The organism is Actinosynnema sp. CS-041913 (genome assembly GCF_050942485.1).
Taxonomy (GTDB): Bacteria; Actinomycetota; Actinomycetes; order Mycobacteriales; family Pseudonocardiaceae; genus Actinosynnema.
The window spans coordinates 5,573,969-5,587,839 of record NZ_CP192037.1 but is presented as its reverse complement, the minus strand read 5'-3'; the positions used below and the strand labels follow the sequence as shown (position 1 = coordinate 5,587,839).

At 70.7% G+C, this 13,871-nt stretch carries 12 protein-coding genes; 5 read left to right on the top strand and 7 right to left on the bottom strand.

Going from position 1 to position 13,871, the window contains the following annotated elements; all coding sequences use genetic code 11:
- Positions 1-61: 61 nt before the first annotated feature.
- From ACQPZF_RS25335 to ACQPZF_RS25305, 7 genes are all read right to left on the bottom strand, one after another.
- Positions 62-3,559, bottom strand: a complete 3,498-nt coding sequence (locus ACQPZF_RS25335) for an FG-GAP repeat domain-containing protein (protein ID WP_433260879.1) — start codon at positions 3,557-3,559, stop codon at positions 62-64.
- Positions 3,560-3,720: 161 nt separating this feature from the next.
- On the bottom strand, positions 3,721-4,395 hold the full coding sequence (locus ACQPZF_RS25330; RefSeq protein ID WP_433274690.1) for a class I SAM-dependent methyltransferase: 675 nt from the start codon (positions 4,393-4,395) through the stop codon (positions 3,721-3,723).
- 181 nt (positions 4,396-4,576) lie between these two features.
- Positions 4,577-5,221 carry an HD domain-containing protein gene (locus tag ACQPZF_RS25325; protein ID WP_433260877.1) on the bottom strand — a complete coding sequence of 215 codons (645 nt, stop codon included), beginning with the start codon at positions 5,219-5,221 and terminating at the stop codon, positions 4,577-4,579.
- 48 nt (positions 5,222-5,269) lie between these two features.
- Entirely contained in the window at positions 5,270-5,875 is a 606-nt protein-coding gene (locus ACQPZF_RS25320) for a DJ-1/PfpI family protein (protein WP_433260875.1), read from the bottom strand.
- Complete coding sequence (locus tag ACQPZF_RS25315; RefSeq protein WP_433260873.1) at positions 5,872-6,840, bottom strand: GlxA family transcriptional regulator; 969 nt, start codon at positions 6,838-6,840, stop codon at positions 5,872-5,874. The genes ACQPZF_RS25320 and ACQPZF_RS25315 overlap by 4 nt, the downstream gene beginning before the upstream one ends.
- Positions 6,841-6,973: 133 nt before the next feature.
- Positions 6,974-7,468 (bottom strand): SigE family RNA polymerase sigma factor, encoded by a 495-nt coding sequence (locus ACQPZF_RS25310; protein WP_433260871.1) that lies wholly within the window; start codon positions 7,466-7,468, stop codon positions 6,974-6,976.
- Positions 7,469-7,513: 45 nt separating this feature from the next.
- Positions 7,514-8,455 (bottom strand): hypothetical protein, encoded by a 942-nt coding sequence (locus tag ACQPZF_RS25305; protein WP_433260869.1) that lies wholly within the window; start codon positions 8,453-8,455, stop codon positions 7,514-7,516.
- A gap of 322 nt (positions 8,456-8,777) precedes the next feature.
- Here ACQPZF_RS25305 and ACQPZF_RS25300 point away from each other — a divergent pair, with 322 nt between their 5' ends.
- From ACQPZF_RS25300 to ACQPZF_RS25280, 5 genes are all read left to right on the top strand, one after another.
- Positions 8,778-9,164 (top strand): cupin domain-containing protein, encoded by a 387-nt coding sequence (locus tag ACQPZF_RS25300; RefSeq protein ID WP_433260867.1) that lies wholly within the window; start codon positions 8,778-8,780, stop codon positions 9,162-9,164.
- Positions 9,161-9,484 carry a hypothetical protein gene (locus tag ACQPZF_RS25295; RefSeq protein ID WP_433260865.1) on the top strand — a complete coding sequence of 108 codons (324 nt, stop codon included), beginning with the start codon at positions 9,161-9,163 and terminating at the stop codon, positions 9,482-9,484. Before ACQPZF_RS25300 ends, ACQPZF_RS25295 begins: the two co-directional genes overlap by 4 nt.
- Positions 9,484-10,857: an FAD-binding oxidoreductase gene (locus tag ACQPZF_RS25290; protein ID WP_433260863.1), complete on the top strand. Its 1,374-nt coding sequence runs from the start codon at positions 9,484-9,486 to the stop codon at positions 10,855-10,857. Before ACQPZF_RS25295 ends, ACQPZF_RS25290 begins: the two co-directional genes overlap by 1 nt.
- A 60-nt stretch (positions 10,858-10,917) precedes the next feature.
- Positions 10,918-12,165 carry a hypothetical protein gene (locus tag ACQPZF_RS25285; protein ID WP_433260861.1) on the top strand — a complete coding sequence of 416 codons (1,248 nt, stop codon included), beginning with the start codon at positions 10,918-10,920 and terminating at the stop codon, positions 12,163-12,165.
- Between the two features lie 599 nt (positions 12,166-12,764).
- Positions 12,765-13,523: a response regulator gene (locus tag ACQPZF_RS25280; RefSeq protein ID WP_433260859.1), complete on the top strand. Its 759-nt coding sequence runs from the start codon at positions 12,765-12,767 to the stop codon at positions 13,521-13,523.
- Positions 13,524-13,871 lie beyond the last annotated feature (348 nt).

The following is a 13,871-nucleotide window of genomic DNA, read 5'->3' as shown; positions in this document are numbered from 1 at the left end:
CCGAACAACAGGACGACGGCTGGTGGCCACCGCACCTCCGCGCGATGGCCACCTGGCGTGCCTAGTGGAGTTCCGCGGGGTAGGCCCCCGGCATCGGCACCTCCTTGCCGACTGCGAAACGGTCGTGCCACTTCATCCCTTGTTGCACGAACTTCGTGCCGTCGGACAACGACACGTACACGTCCGCCGCGTCTCCGCGGGTGAAGGTGACGATGTCGTCCTTGCCGTCGCCGTCGAAGTCGCCGATGCCGGGCACCTCCTTGCCGACGGCGAAGCGGTCGTGCCACTTCCCGGCCGGCACGAACTTGCCGCCGTCGGAGAGGGCCACGTAGACGTCCGCTCCTTCGCCGCGCGTGAAGGTCGCGACGTCGGTCTTGCCGTCTCCGTTGAAGTCACCGGTCGCGGGGACTTCTTCGGCGACGGAGAACCACGAGTGCCAGACGGTGACGGGAGCGAAGGACGTCCCGGTCGACAGCGCCACGTAGACCTTGCCGACGTTGCCTCGGGTGAAGGTGACGATGTCGTCCTTGCCGTCGCCGTTGAAGTCGCCGACGTCGGGGACCTCCACGTCGGGCGCGAACCAGTCGTACCACATCGCTCCACTGTGGACGAACTTCGTCCCGTCGGAGAGCGCCACGTGCACGTCGCCCGTGTCTCCGCGGGTGAAGGTGGCGATGTCGTCCTTCCCGTCGCCGTTGAAGTCGCCCACCGACGGCAAATCCGTGCCGACCGCGAGGTTCTCGCTCCACAGCGCGGCGGGGGCGAAGCCCGCTCCGGTCGACAGGGCCACGTAGACCTTGTTGGCGCCGCCGCGGGTGAACGTCGCGATGTCGGTCTTCCCGTCACCGTTGAAGTCGCCGCCGCCGGGGATCTCCTGTCCCGGCGCGAACCACTCGTGCCACTTCCACCCCTCTTCCACGAACTTGGTGCCATCGGAAGTGGAGACGTACACGTCGCCGCCGTCGCCCCTCGTGAAGGCGGCGATGTCGTCGCGACCGTCACCGTTGAAGTCGGTCGCCCTCGCCACCTGGGTCTGCGGGAACGAGTTCGGGATCAGCTTCAGGGCACGCGTCGGGATCGTCCACACGCGACCCTCGCGGTCGGTGGACTCGCGGGTGCCGCCGATCATCCACCACTTCGTCGGCGAGTCGGGCGACTTGATCAGGACGCCGTCGCCGACGGTGGTCGGCAGGGCGTCGAGCACGCGGCCCGGGAGGAGGTGGATCGGCCTGCCGCCGTAGCCGGAGCCCTCCAGTTCGCCCAGCGAGTGGAACGCCACCCGGCCGCCGCCCAGCACCAGGGCGACACCGTCGTGCTCCGGCTTCTTCACCAGCACGCCGTCGCCGATCGTCTTCGGCAGCGCGTCCAGCACCCGCGCAGGGATGGTGTGGATGGGGTTCGCGGGATACCCGGACGCACGCAGCTCGTCCATGCTGTGGAAGGCGGTCCAGCCCCCGCCCAGCATCACACCGACACCGGTGTGCTCCGGCTTCTTCACGAAGACGCCGTCACCGATCGTGCGGGGCATCGCGTCGACCACCCGGGGCGGCAGCGGGTAGGTCTGGGCGATGTCGTAGCCGGAGCCCGCGACCTCGGCCTCGCTGTGGAACGTCACCCAGCCGCCACCGAGCACCACGCCGATGCCGGGGTCGTGCGGCTTCTTGACCAGGACGCCGTTGGGCAGGCCCACCGGCATCGCGTCGAACACGCGGCCGGGAATGGTGCGGATGAGCCCCCCGCTGTACCCGGCGTCGGCCAGCTCGGCCATGCTGTGGAAGCCGGTCAGGTGACCGCGGAGCACGATGACCACGCCGTCGTGGCCGGGTTTCTTGAGCAGCGTGCCGTCGCCGATCCTGGTCTGGATGCCGTTGAACGCCCGCGTCGGGATGGCCCGCACCTTGGCCGCCCAGTCGCCGCCGTAGCCGGCGTCGACGACCTCCTGCGGGCTGTGGAAGTCGATCCGCGCACCGCCGACCAGCGCCGCGACCGCGGTGGACGTTCCGCCCCCCGTGCCCTGCACCAGCGTGCCGTCGACCGGGACGTCGGCCAGGATCATGTTGAAGGCACGGGTGGGGATCGCCCGGACCTGCGTCCGCCAGTCCGCGCCGTAGCCCGCGTCGATGATCTCCTGCGGGTTGGCGAAGTTGATCCGCGCGGCGCCGGCCATCATCGCCACCGGGGTGTTGCCCGCGGTCGACACGCCCTGCACCAGGGAGCCGTCCGGCGGGATGTCGGCGCGCATCGCGTTGAAGGCCCTGGCCGGGATCGCCCGCACCTTCGACGGCCAGTTCGCGCCGTAGCCGGTGTCGATGATCTCCTGGGGGCCGGCGAAGTTGATCCGCGAGCCCGCGACGAACATGGCGACGGGGGTCGAGGAACCGCCGACCGTGCCTTGGATGAGCGTGCCGTCCGCGGGGATCTCGCCCAGCCCGCTGAACGAGGGGGCGGAGACGGTGACGACCTTGCCGGCCCAGTTCGCGCCGTGACCCGTGTCGATGATCTCCTGCGGGCTGGCGAAGTTGACCCGGGCGCCACCCACCGTCATCGCCACCGGGGTGGCGGACGAGCCGGTCCAGCCCTGGATCAGGTTGCCGTCCGCGGGCACCCGGTTCATGTGGTCGCGCGCGTCGATGGACCAGTCGGAGATCTTGGGCGGGGTGCCGCAGTTGATCGGCGCCGCGCAGCTCGACTGCCACAGCGGCGCGCCGCCGACGAAGAGGTAGATCCGGCCGCGCTGGTCGATGGCCGACGAGCCGTTGCGCGGTGTGTCGGGGCCGTCGTCGATCACCGCCTGGGTGGTCGGCCTCGACTCGGGCGCGCAGATCCCGTCGGCGCAGGTGGCCTGCCAGACCGGCGCGCCGCCCACCATCTTGTAGATGCGGCGGGTGTCGGTGGTGGCGAGCACGGTCCCGTCCGCGAGGCCGTGCACCGACGTGACCGGCTGCGGCTTCGGCGGCGCGGGCGGGTTCACCGCGCCCGGCGAGCCCGGCGAAGCGGGACCGCCGCCCTCGTACCACGCCTTGTAGCCGATGGCCTGTGGGACGTCCAGGTAGGAGTACCACTCGCCGAACGGGTAGGGCATGTCCCACTCGCAGCCGGCGGGGTGGAAGTCGCGCTCGAACCAGACCCGCGTCATGTAGACGCCGTACTGCACGTTCAGCGTCTTGCCCTCCGGCACGTCGAACTCGCTCGTGACCTCGCCGGTGACCGTCATCTTCTGGTGGATCGTGATGCCGGCCTGGGCGGACGCGGTGGCGGCCCCGGCTCCGACGCTGATGCCCGCGGAGGCCGACAGCTCCCGCCCTTCCTCGGTCGTGAACGTCTCCTTGAAGGTCCTCTTCTGCCTCACGCCGGGCGGCGCGGTGTCCCTCCGGATGGGCCGGAGGCCGGCGAAGTAGTCGACCTTGCTCTTGTAGACCCACGGTGTCGAATTGCAGTTGCTCGGCAGCGGCAACGACGGCGAGTCGTCCGCCAGCGCCGCGCGCGGAGCGGTGAACGGGCTCACCAGCACCGTGCCGATCAACGCGGCCAGTACCCAGAAGACGTGAAGTCTTCGCATCCCCAGTGTTCCCCTCGTGTGCCGGGTGTGGCGGTCCCTCCGGGGACCGAACGCCGGCACATGATGCCCAGCCGGCCTTTCACGGACCTGGCACGGACTGATGGACCTTGCTCGGGTGGGGGCGACGGGGAACGCGCCCGCCAGACCGGAACGCCGATGATTCAGGTGTGCGACACGATGAGGCGGAAGCCGGCGTCCCAGTGGTCGAGTTCGAGGAGGTCTTGGTGGTGCTCGTGCCAGCGGCCGGATTCGAGGTCTTCGCGTAGCTGGTCGATGCCCCGCTCGACGGCGTCGGGGTTCGTCTGCGCGAGTGCCGAGCAGGCGTGGCGGACGCGGGGATCGAGGTAGGCGGCCGGGCGTCGCCAGTAGGCCGGGAAGACACCGTCGGTGAAGTCCCAGGGGAGCGGCAGGGGTGTGACGCTTTCGGCGTCCAGTTCGTCCGCGATGTCCGGTGCCGAGGGCCGGCTGAGTTCCAGGTCGGCGATTTCGGGCACGTACTCGCGGACGAACCAGAAGTCGGTGTGTCGACGGGTGTCGTAGGCGAGGACGACTTGGCGGGGCGCGATTCGCCGTAGTTCCGCGAGCCCCCGGCGCCAGTCGGTCCAGTGGTGGACGGTGAGCACCGCCAGCGCGGCGTCGACCGAGTGGTCGCGGAGCGGCAAGGCCTCGGCGACCGCGCGGACCGCCGGGGCGGCACCCGGCGGTCGTTGATCGATCATCTCGCGGGAGGGTTCGACGGCGAGCACCACTCGACCGGCCGGTTCATAGGAGCCTGTGCCCGCGCCCACGTCGGCGATCGACCGCGCGTCGCCGAGCGCTGCGACGATGGCACTCATCCACCGCGGGTCGGTGCGCCGCCCCAGCGAGTATCCCGTGCCGATCTCGTCGTACAGCTCGGTTCCTGCCACGTGTGCCTCCCTGTCGACGGTCGACCTGCCCGACGTGGAACGGTCGCGCGGCTTGAGGGTCGGCTCAACCGAACCGCGACCGTTGCCACATCGCGAGCGCGGTGTGCGCCTACTTGCGCCACGGTGAAGCAGCCACCATGTCGTTCCACGTCGACATGTGTACCGAAGGCACGCGTTGGCGTACAAGCTCGCCGGGCAGGGTCATGGGTGCTCCCTTGGCGGGCTTGGCGAGGGCTTGGGCGACGATGGCGTCGGCCAGGCCGTCTTCCACGTCGAGTCGGGGGAAGCGGGCGTGCACTTCGTCGGCGTACCCGACCGGCAGGAGCGAGGCTCCGGTGCCGGCGACGTCCGTGATCGTGCCCGCCTGGGTGAGCGCGACCTCCGGGCCCTTGCGTTCGGCGATGTCCGGGGAGGTGTGCAACGCGATCGCGTCCCAGACCACCTGCGCCCGCGCCTCGGTGAGGCCTCGTTCCAGCACGAAGCGGACGGCCAGGTCGGCGCCGTCGACCTCGAAGCGCCGGTCGCCGTCGCCTTCCTCGGTCAACCCCACGTCGTGCAGGACGCAGCACAGGAACAGCAGTTCGTCGTCGTAGTCCTCGCCTGCCTGCCAACCCCGCTGGGCCGCGATGGCGGTGCCGAACAGGTAGGCGCGCAGGCTGTGGTTGGCCAGGACCGCCGGTTCGATCCGCTCGACGTACTCGCGGGCGCTGACAGCGATTTCGGTGGTCGGGAAACGCAGTTCGGTGCTGGTCATGACTTCCCTTGTTCGGTATGGGACAGGTTGAAACGGTTGGGTGGACGGTCAGGTGAGCGGTTCGTCGGCGAGGTACGGCGGTGCGGGCTCGTACTGCACGTAGCGGCGGACCTGGCGTGCGTGGTCGCGTCCGTGCAGGCGTCCGACCAACCACAGCGCCATGTCGATCCCGGCGGACACGCCCTGGCTGGTGACCAGGTTGCCGTCCACCACGTAGCGGGCGTCGCGCACGACCGTGATGTCGCCCAGGGCTTCGAGCTTGTCCTCGTACGAGAAGTGCGTGGCCACGCGGCGATTGCGTGCGACGCCCGACGCGTGCAGGAGGGCGGCGCCGGTGCAGACGCTGGTCACCCAGGACGCCGCGGCGGCCACTTCGGCGATCCACCCGGTCACGGCGGGGTTGTGGACCTGGGTCTCGCGGGCGCCGTTGCCGCCGGGGACCAGCAGGACGTCCAGCGGCGGGTGGTCGCCGAGGGTGTGATCGGGCAGGACGCGCATGCCCTTGTTGCAGCGCACGGGTTCGGTGCTCTCGGCGATCAGCACGACGGTGTCGGCGTGGTCGCGCAGCATCGAGGACGCGGTGAAGATCTCCCAGGGGCCGACGAAGTCCAACTCCTCGGCCCGGTCGAAGATCAGCAATCCGTAGGTGGTCATGCGTATTCCTTCATGGCTCGGAACCGTTCCCGGTAGTCGGATGGTGCGACGCCGACATGCCGGTGGAACGCGCGGCGCAGCGTTTCGGCGGAGCCGAAGCCCAGGCGCCGGGCGATCGCGTCCACCGGGTCGTCGGCCTCGGCCAGTGCGCGACGCGCGGCCTCGACGCGCACGCGTTCCACGTAGGTGGCCGGTGGCATGCCCAGCTCGGCGGTGAACCGGCGCTGGAGGTGCCGGGGGCTGAGGCCGGCGCGGGCGGCCAGGTCGGGGATGCCGTGCCGCGAGCCGGGCGAGGAGATGACCGCCGCCACCGCCTCCCGGATCGGGTCGGTCGTGGGACGCGCACCCCACAGCGGCACGCTGAACTGCGACTGGCTGCCCGGCCGGCGCAGGAACATCACCAGCTCCTGGGCGACCGCGTGCGCCGTGTCGCGCCCGTGGTCGTCCTCCACCAGGGCGAGGGACAGGTCCATGCCCGCGGTGACGCCCGCGGACGTCCAGACCCGGCCCTCCCGGATGAAGATCGGGTCGCAGTCGACGACCACCTCCGGGTGCGCGCGCCGCAACTGCTCCTCGCGCGCCCAGTGCGTCGTGACCCGCAGGCCTTGGACGAGTCCCGCGGCGGCCAGCAGGAAGACCCCGCTGCACACCGAGGTGACACGGCGTGCTCCGCGGGCCGCGGCGGAGATCCAGTCGACCAGCGCGGCGTCGTGGCACGCCTCGTCGACACCGCGACCGCCCGCCACGACCAGCGTGTCGACACCGTCGGGCGCGAGGTCGCCGATCCCGTGCTCGGCGTGGAGCGAGAGCCCGCTGTGCGCCTTCACGGAACCGGCCGCGGGCGCCACGACCTGACACCGGTAGCCACCGCCGGCCAGGGTGTTCGCATGCTCGAACACCTCGTGCGGTCCCACCAGGTCGAGCGGCTGGAAGCCTTGGTAGATCACGAAAACGACGCGGCGCATGGGTTCAGACTCGTTCGTCGCGCCGATGGCGTCAACGACACGTGCCCCACAGATCGCGCCATGCGAGCGGTGTGGTGCCGGCGCGCGAGTGATCATCCGCGTACGAAAGCCGGCGCGAACCCACCAGCCCGCTTCACGCGGCCGACTGGCGGGGCCGGACCGTCAGGATCTCGCGCAACGCCGCCAGCCCCTTGGCCGCCTGGCTCTTCACCGTCCCCTCGGCGCACCCCAGCCGCCGGGCGGTCTCGGCCAGGCTCAGGTCCGCGCAGTAGCGCAGCACCACGGCCGCGCGTTGCCCCGGCGGCAGTCGCACCAGCGCGGCGCGCACGTCCAGCACGTCCTCCACACCGGCCGGGGGCACGGCCATCGGCGGCGGTTCGCCCACGGTCGTCTCATGCCTGCGGAACAGCCGTCGGCCTTCGTCGATCGCCGTGCGCTGCAACACCTTCCGGGTGTAGGCGTCCAGGTTCACGTCCCGCGGCAACCGCGGCCACGCCGCGTACAGCTTGGCCAGCGTCGTCTGCGTCAGGTCGTCCGCGACGTGCCGGTCGCCGCAGAGCCGGTACGCGGTGCGGCGGATCATCGCGGCGTTCGCCATCGCGTAGCGCTGGAACTCGTCGTCGGTCACACAGGTTATCCGTCGCAACGGCTCCGGACGTCCCAGTGCGCTGCGTCACACCTCGCCGAACAGCGGGTTCAGCGCCGTCACGAGGGCGGTCACCCGCCGGCTCGCCTCGGCATACCCGGTCGGGCTCGGCTGTTCGGTCAGCATGGCGACCACGTAGCGGTCGTCGATGACACCGGTGGTGTTCAGCGCCCGCAGACCGTAGTAGCAGCAGGCCCAGCCCTGCTTGACGGCCCACCGGTGGTCGCCCACGGCGTCAGGGATGCCGAAGGTCTGGTCGAAGCCGTCCGCACCGAGCGGCGTCGCCGCCTCCAGCGCGCGGACGACCACCTCCGCCTGCGGCGAGTCGAGCACGTAGCGGTAGATGGCGACGACGTCGTGCGCCGTCATCAGCGTGTCGCCCCACCGGTACGGGTCCGTCGGCGGCACCAGCCCGGTGAGCCCGAGCCGCGCCGACCAGTCCCGCGGGATCGACAGCCGCCACAGCCGGTTGGCGATGTGGTCGTCGCTGGTCGACAGCATCTCCGCCACCACGTCCGGCGAGGCCGCGCCCCGCTCCAGCGCGTCGAGGGCGATCAGCAGCTTGATCACGGAGGCCGCCGGGAACGGCTCGTCGGGCTGCTCGGCGAACACCTCGCGGCCGGTCTCCCGGTCGAACACGACGATCCCGCGCCGCACGCCCGGCGCGACGCCCTCCAGGCTGACCACCGGCGGCTCGCTCTCGGGAGCCAGGTCGCGCGGCAAGGGGGCGACCGTCGGATCTTGCGGCGCCGGCACGGCCGTCCGCCCCGACTCCGCGGGCGGCGGCACGGTCTTCAGCTCGGACCCCGCGGTGGACGTCGCCGAGCCGGCCGCCTTCGTCGCGATCGTGGCCGCGGCTGCGGGCGGCTGCTGCCGGTCCGCCCGGTCCACCACCGTCACCGCGGTCACCGCCAACGCGGCCACCGCGCCCACGCTCATCGCCACCAATCCCGCCCGCGTGCTCTTCACACCCCGGAAAACGGGTCCAGGGGTATCTCATGTTGCTTCCACGACGCGGCAACGTGACGGCGGCCCGTGGCGTACGCGCGCGGTTCCTCCACCCCTCGAATGGCGGTGTGTCAACGATCACAGGCCCCGGGCCGGTCGGCGCGCCGACAGTCCTCTGTGGAAGGTCTCCGGAGGTGTTCCGAGGACCCGGGACGCTCTCCCTGCGGCGCAACAGATTCCCCGGCCGTCGGGAAGCTCGCCCCTACTACCGGGGAAACCCGCGAACTTAGTCTCGGAAGGCCTCCCGTCCAGCAGTACGACGTATGCCGATCGGAGTAGGAACGTGGCTGAGCAAGCGACCGCACCCGTGGACATCCGCCGAGGGGAGCACGAGCGGGTCTCCCGCAACTTCGGCCTTGACTTCAAGCTCCTCCACCCCTGGCCGGGGATGACCACACCGTTCCGCGGGGCCTGGTGCATCGTCCGGCCCGGCGACGTCACGGAGCCGCACGCCCACGGCGAGGACGAGATCATGATCGCGATGGCGGGCGGCGGTGTCCTGGTCACCGACGAGGGCCGGATCGAGTGCGCCGCGGGCGACATCGTCTTCATGCCCGCCAACACCGGCCACTCCGTGGTCAACGAGGGCGACGAGGACTTCTCCTACTACTCGATCTGGTGGGACCGCGCCATGTCCACCGAGTTCCTCGACGCGGAGTCGGGCGAGTGATCAACTACGAGGGCCGCCGCTTCCGCAGGCCCGGTGACGACAGCGGCACGGTCGCCGTCTACCACCAGGACGGCGACGTCGTCTGGGCGGAGGTCGCCGGCGGCGAGGTGCGCCGCGGCACGCTGACCGGCACCCGCTCCGAGGACGGCACGCTGCACCTCGGGTACACCCTCGTGCTGGCCACCGGCGACCTGATCTGCGGCAGCACGGTCAACACCCCCGAGATCGCCGACGACGGCCGCGTCCGCCTGCGCGAGAACTGGCAGCGCTACGCCCCGCGAGCGGCCGTGGGCCAGGGCTACCTGGAGGAGGTGGGCTGATGCCCTCCCTCCGGCAGTCCGACTGGGATCGCCTCGCGGGGCTCGTCGCGGGCCGGGTGCGCCGCCCCGGCGACGCGGGATTCCGAGCACGCAGCGTTCCGTTCAACACCAGGTTCGCCGCGACCACGCCCCTGGGCGTGCTCTCGGTCGCGTCCGTGGCCGATGTCCGGGCGGCCGTCAAGTGGGCCCGTGACGTCGATGTGCCGATCGTCGCCCGCAGCGGCGGCCACAGCTACGGCGGCTGCTCCGTCAACACCGGCCTCGTCGTCGACATGAGCCTGCTGAACACCGTGCACGCCAACGGTTCCGACGGCATCGTCACCGCCGCCGGCGGCGCGCGGATGGCGGACGTCTACGCGGCGATCGAACCGGAGAACATGGCCTTCGCGCTGGGCAACGGCTCGTCGGTGGGCATCGCCGGCCTGGTGCTCGGCGGCGGGACGGCGCCGACCTCGCGCGTCTACGGGCTCACCGCGGACGCCCTGGTCAGCACGACCATCGTCACCGCCGACGGCGAACTGCTCACCTGCGACGCGGTCGAGAACGAAGACCTGTTCTGGGCCTGCCGCGGCGGTGGCGGAGGCAACTTCGGCATCAACGTGTCCTTCGAGTTCCAGGCGCGACCGGTGGTGGACTGCTCCACCTACCTGCTGCTCTGGGACCGCGGTGACGCCCCGAAGGTGTTCGCCACGTTGCAGGACACGCTGGCGAAGGCGCCGCGCGGGTTCGCGACGCGCATCGGCGTCAACACCACCGGCGACAACACCGTCGTGTCGGCCATCGGCATGCACATGGGACCGTCGCGGGAACTGCGGGACCTGCTCGACCCGGTGTTGTCCGTCGCCCGCCCCGTCCGCGAGCACATCGCCGACGAGACCTTCTGGGGCGCCAAGGACTTCATCCTGCACGACACGACGGCCGCGGCGTTCGCGGCCAAGACCAACTTCGTCGCCGAACCGCTGCCGGACGAGGCGATCGCCACGCTGCTGGCGCACGTCGACCGGTGGCCGGGCAGCGGCAACCCGGACGGCGGCGGCGCGGCCCTGTTCTCCTGGGGCGGCGCCGTCGGGGACGTGGCCCCCGACGCCACGGCCTTCGCCCACCGGGACGCGTTGTTCATGCTGAACCTGGACACGTCCTGGGCGGACGACGACGAGCCCGCGGTGGTCGAGGCCAACCTGCGCTGGCTGACCGACCTGCACCGGGCGATGGCGCCCCACGTCGGCGAGGGAGCGTACGTGAACTTCATCGACCCGGACCTGGCCGACCGGAGCACCGCCTACTACGGCGCGAACTACCCGCGACTGCTGGACATCAAGCGGAGAAGAGATCCGGACGGCGTCTTCACCTTCGACCATGGCATCGGGGCGTGACACCAGGGCACCCTGGCGCCCGCCCCGCCGCCCACGGTCATGATCCGAGCGGCAGGTTCCATGTGCACAGCAGAAGTCCGGTCGTGGCTGCACCACCCGGACCCGAAGACCTTCCCCTACGACGCGGTCGTCTGGCACTTCCACCGCGTCGGCAAGCACTTCGCGCCCCCGGAGCTGCTGAAGCTCCTGGCCGAGGTCCGCGACCTGCTCCCGGACCTGCGCGGCCCCTGGGCGCACGTCCGGACGCTGGCGGACTTCCTCTCCACGGCGCTGGACAAACCGGACCAACGCTACGACTACCCCACCTACCTGGCGCTGGCCCAGCTACGCCTGCCCACCGTGGACGATCCGATCGCGCAGGCCCCGTTCGCCCGGTCCCGCTGCGACCGGCTCACCGTCCAGCTCGTCGCCGACGCCCTCGCGTTCGAGGCCGCGGTGCTGGACGGGCGGATCACCCTGCTGCCGGCGATGCGGCCGGACCCCGACCTGGTCACCAAGCGCTGCAAGCACGGGTTGCGGGCGATCCGGCCGGCGCTGCGGCGGATGTCCCTGGACAGCGGGCTGACCGAGATCGAACCGGTGGCGCTGGCCCGCCAGGTCGGCTCCGTGGTGCGGGAGGACACCTCGTTCGACGAGCGGCGGGCCCTGGAACTGAGCATCCTGCCGGTCTTCACCGTGCACGACGAGTACTTGTTCTTACGGGTGTTGCAGACCTTCGAGACCCTGTTCGCGTTGCTGGCGGTCCAGCTCAGGGCCGCGGTCGCCGCGCTCGCGGGACGCGACTTCGACCGGGCGGTGCACTTCCTGGACAGCTCGCGGACCGCGTTGCAGGGCGCCGGGCCGATGTTCTCCATGCTGGCCACCATGCAGATCGAGTCCTTCCGCACGTTCCGCCAGTTCACCGAGGGCGCGAGCGCGATCCAGTCGCGCAACTACAAGCTGGTGGAATCGCTGTGCCGGACGCCCGACCGGGAACGCCTGGACTCGTCGGCGTTCCACTCCGTGCCCGACGTCCGCCTGCGCGTCGAAACCGGGCAGAACACCACGTTGGACGACGCCTACCGGGAGGTCCGCGCGGCCGGCGACGTGTCCTCGGCGGACCGGGAGCGGGTCGCCGAGGCGATGCGCGGCTTCGCGCGGGCGATGCTCCGGTGGCGCAACACCCACTACCGGCTGGCCGTGCGCATGCTCGGCGACGCCACCGGGACCGGCTACACCGAAGGGACGCCGTACCTGGCCGCCTCCCGGTCGATCCCGGTGTTCCGCACGGTGGAGGCACTGGGCGACGAGGCCGCGAAGACCAGGTGATCCCGCCGCGCGCGTGCCGGGCGCGCTGTGTCGCGCGCCGTGCGTCGCGGCCCATACCGGACACCGGGTGTGAAATGCCGCCATACGCCCGGTCACCGCGGGGTGGCAATAGGTTTTTTAAATGACATACCCCCTTGTTGTTGATTACCCGTGATGGCGCCTGGCGGTCCTGGCGTCCGCGAAATGTCAAGACCGATCGGGAAGCCGTGGAAGATTTATTCGGCTAAATTCTTCTGGCCTGGCCCGTTCGGTCGAGCAAGGTCGGAACCGTTCGGTGGAGCGCGCGCGAACGCGGTGGCTTAGAATTGGCAAATGGGTCGGCGAGCCGGGGGTTCGGCCGGCCCTTACTTAGCCGCTTTGGTCTGGGGGGTGCGCTGCGGTGATATATCGACGAGTCCGATTCGGACATGACCGGCGCACAGGCGACCGCGGTCGCCTGTGCGCTCCGCGACGAAGGTCCGGCACAAGCGACGCGGCGGGTATCGGGAGCGCCACGGACAGTCACTCCGGTCGACGCCGCGGAGCAGAACCGTGATCGCCGCGTGCGCCCGGTGTGGCCGTGGGGACGTCCGCGCCGGAATATGGGGTGAGGAAGTGAGATGAGCGTTCAAACGGACAGTGATGATTTCGTGCCGTTAAGAGCCGGAGGGGGCAACGGGCTCGGATCGGTGGCCATCCGGACGCAGAGCGTGGAGATCCTGCCCAGCATGACCGCCGCGCTGTCGGTGGTGGTCGCCGACGCCCAGCTCGTCACCCGCGACGGCGTGCGGTCCGTGCTGGAGCGGTCCGGCCAGATCGAGGTGGTCGCCGAGGTCGCGACCGCCGAGCAGGCGGTCGCCGCGGTCGCCCGGCACCGGCCGGACGTCCTGGTCATCGACATCGACACCCCGAACCTGTCGCGCCTCGCGCTGGTCAGCCGCATCCTGAACACCTCGCCGCGTACAGGCGTGCTGGTGTTCAGCGCCTTCGACGACGACGAGTCGATCACCTCGGCCCTCCGGTTCGGCGCACGCGGCTACGTCCTGAAGACCGCGGGGGCCCGGCAGATCCTGCGCGCTGTGCAGGCGGTCGCGGCCGGCGACGTGATCGTGGGCAACACGATCGCCGGCCGTTTCATCGCGACCCTGCGGCTGATGCGTGACAACAGCCCTTATCCGTTCCCGCAGTTGACCGGGCGGGAACGGGACGTCCTGGAGCGCATCGCCGCCGGGAAATCGAACTCCGCGATCTCCAAGGAACTGGCGCTCGCCCCCAAGACCATCAGCAACCGCGTGTCCGCGGTGTTCGGCAAACTCGGCGTCGCCGATCGCTCGCAGGCGATCGTGCTGGCCCGCGAGGCCGGTCTCGGCCGCGGTTAGCCCTTCTTCCGCAGTGCACGACTGACTGCGCGATCCAGACCACCCCTGCCGCGCGCCGGCCGGAGGCGTCAACCGCCTTCCGCGACCGGCCGCGAACCATGCCCTGCGCACCGCCCCCGATGGTCATCTCTGTTGGTGGCAAAGAGTCCTGGCGCGCCGATGTGCCCCGATCGGGCACCGTGCGCCAGATTCCCCGAACGATGGGAACGGTTCCCCTGTCAGCGGGGAAGCAAGCGAATCTAGCCTACTGGACAACGGTGGGGCCATCGGCCGGTAAGAACGCCGTAGTCCCCTGTGGATCGTGCGTCCGCTTTGGCATCCGAGAATCTTCGCGAGCAGGTGACACAA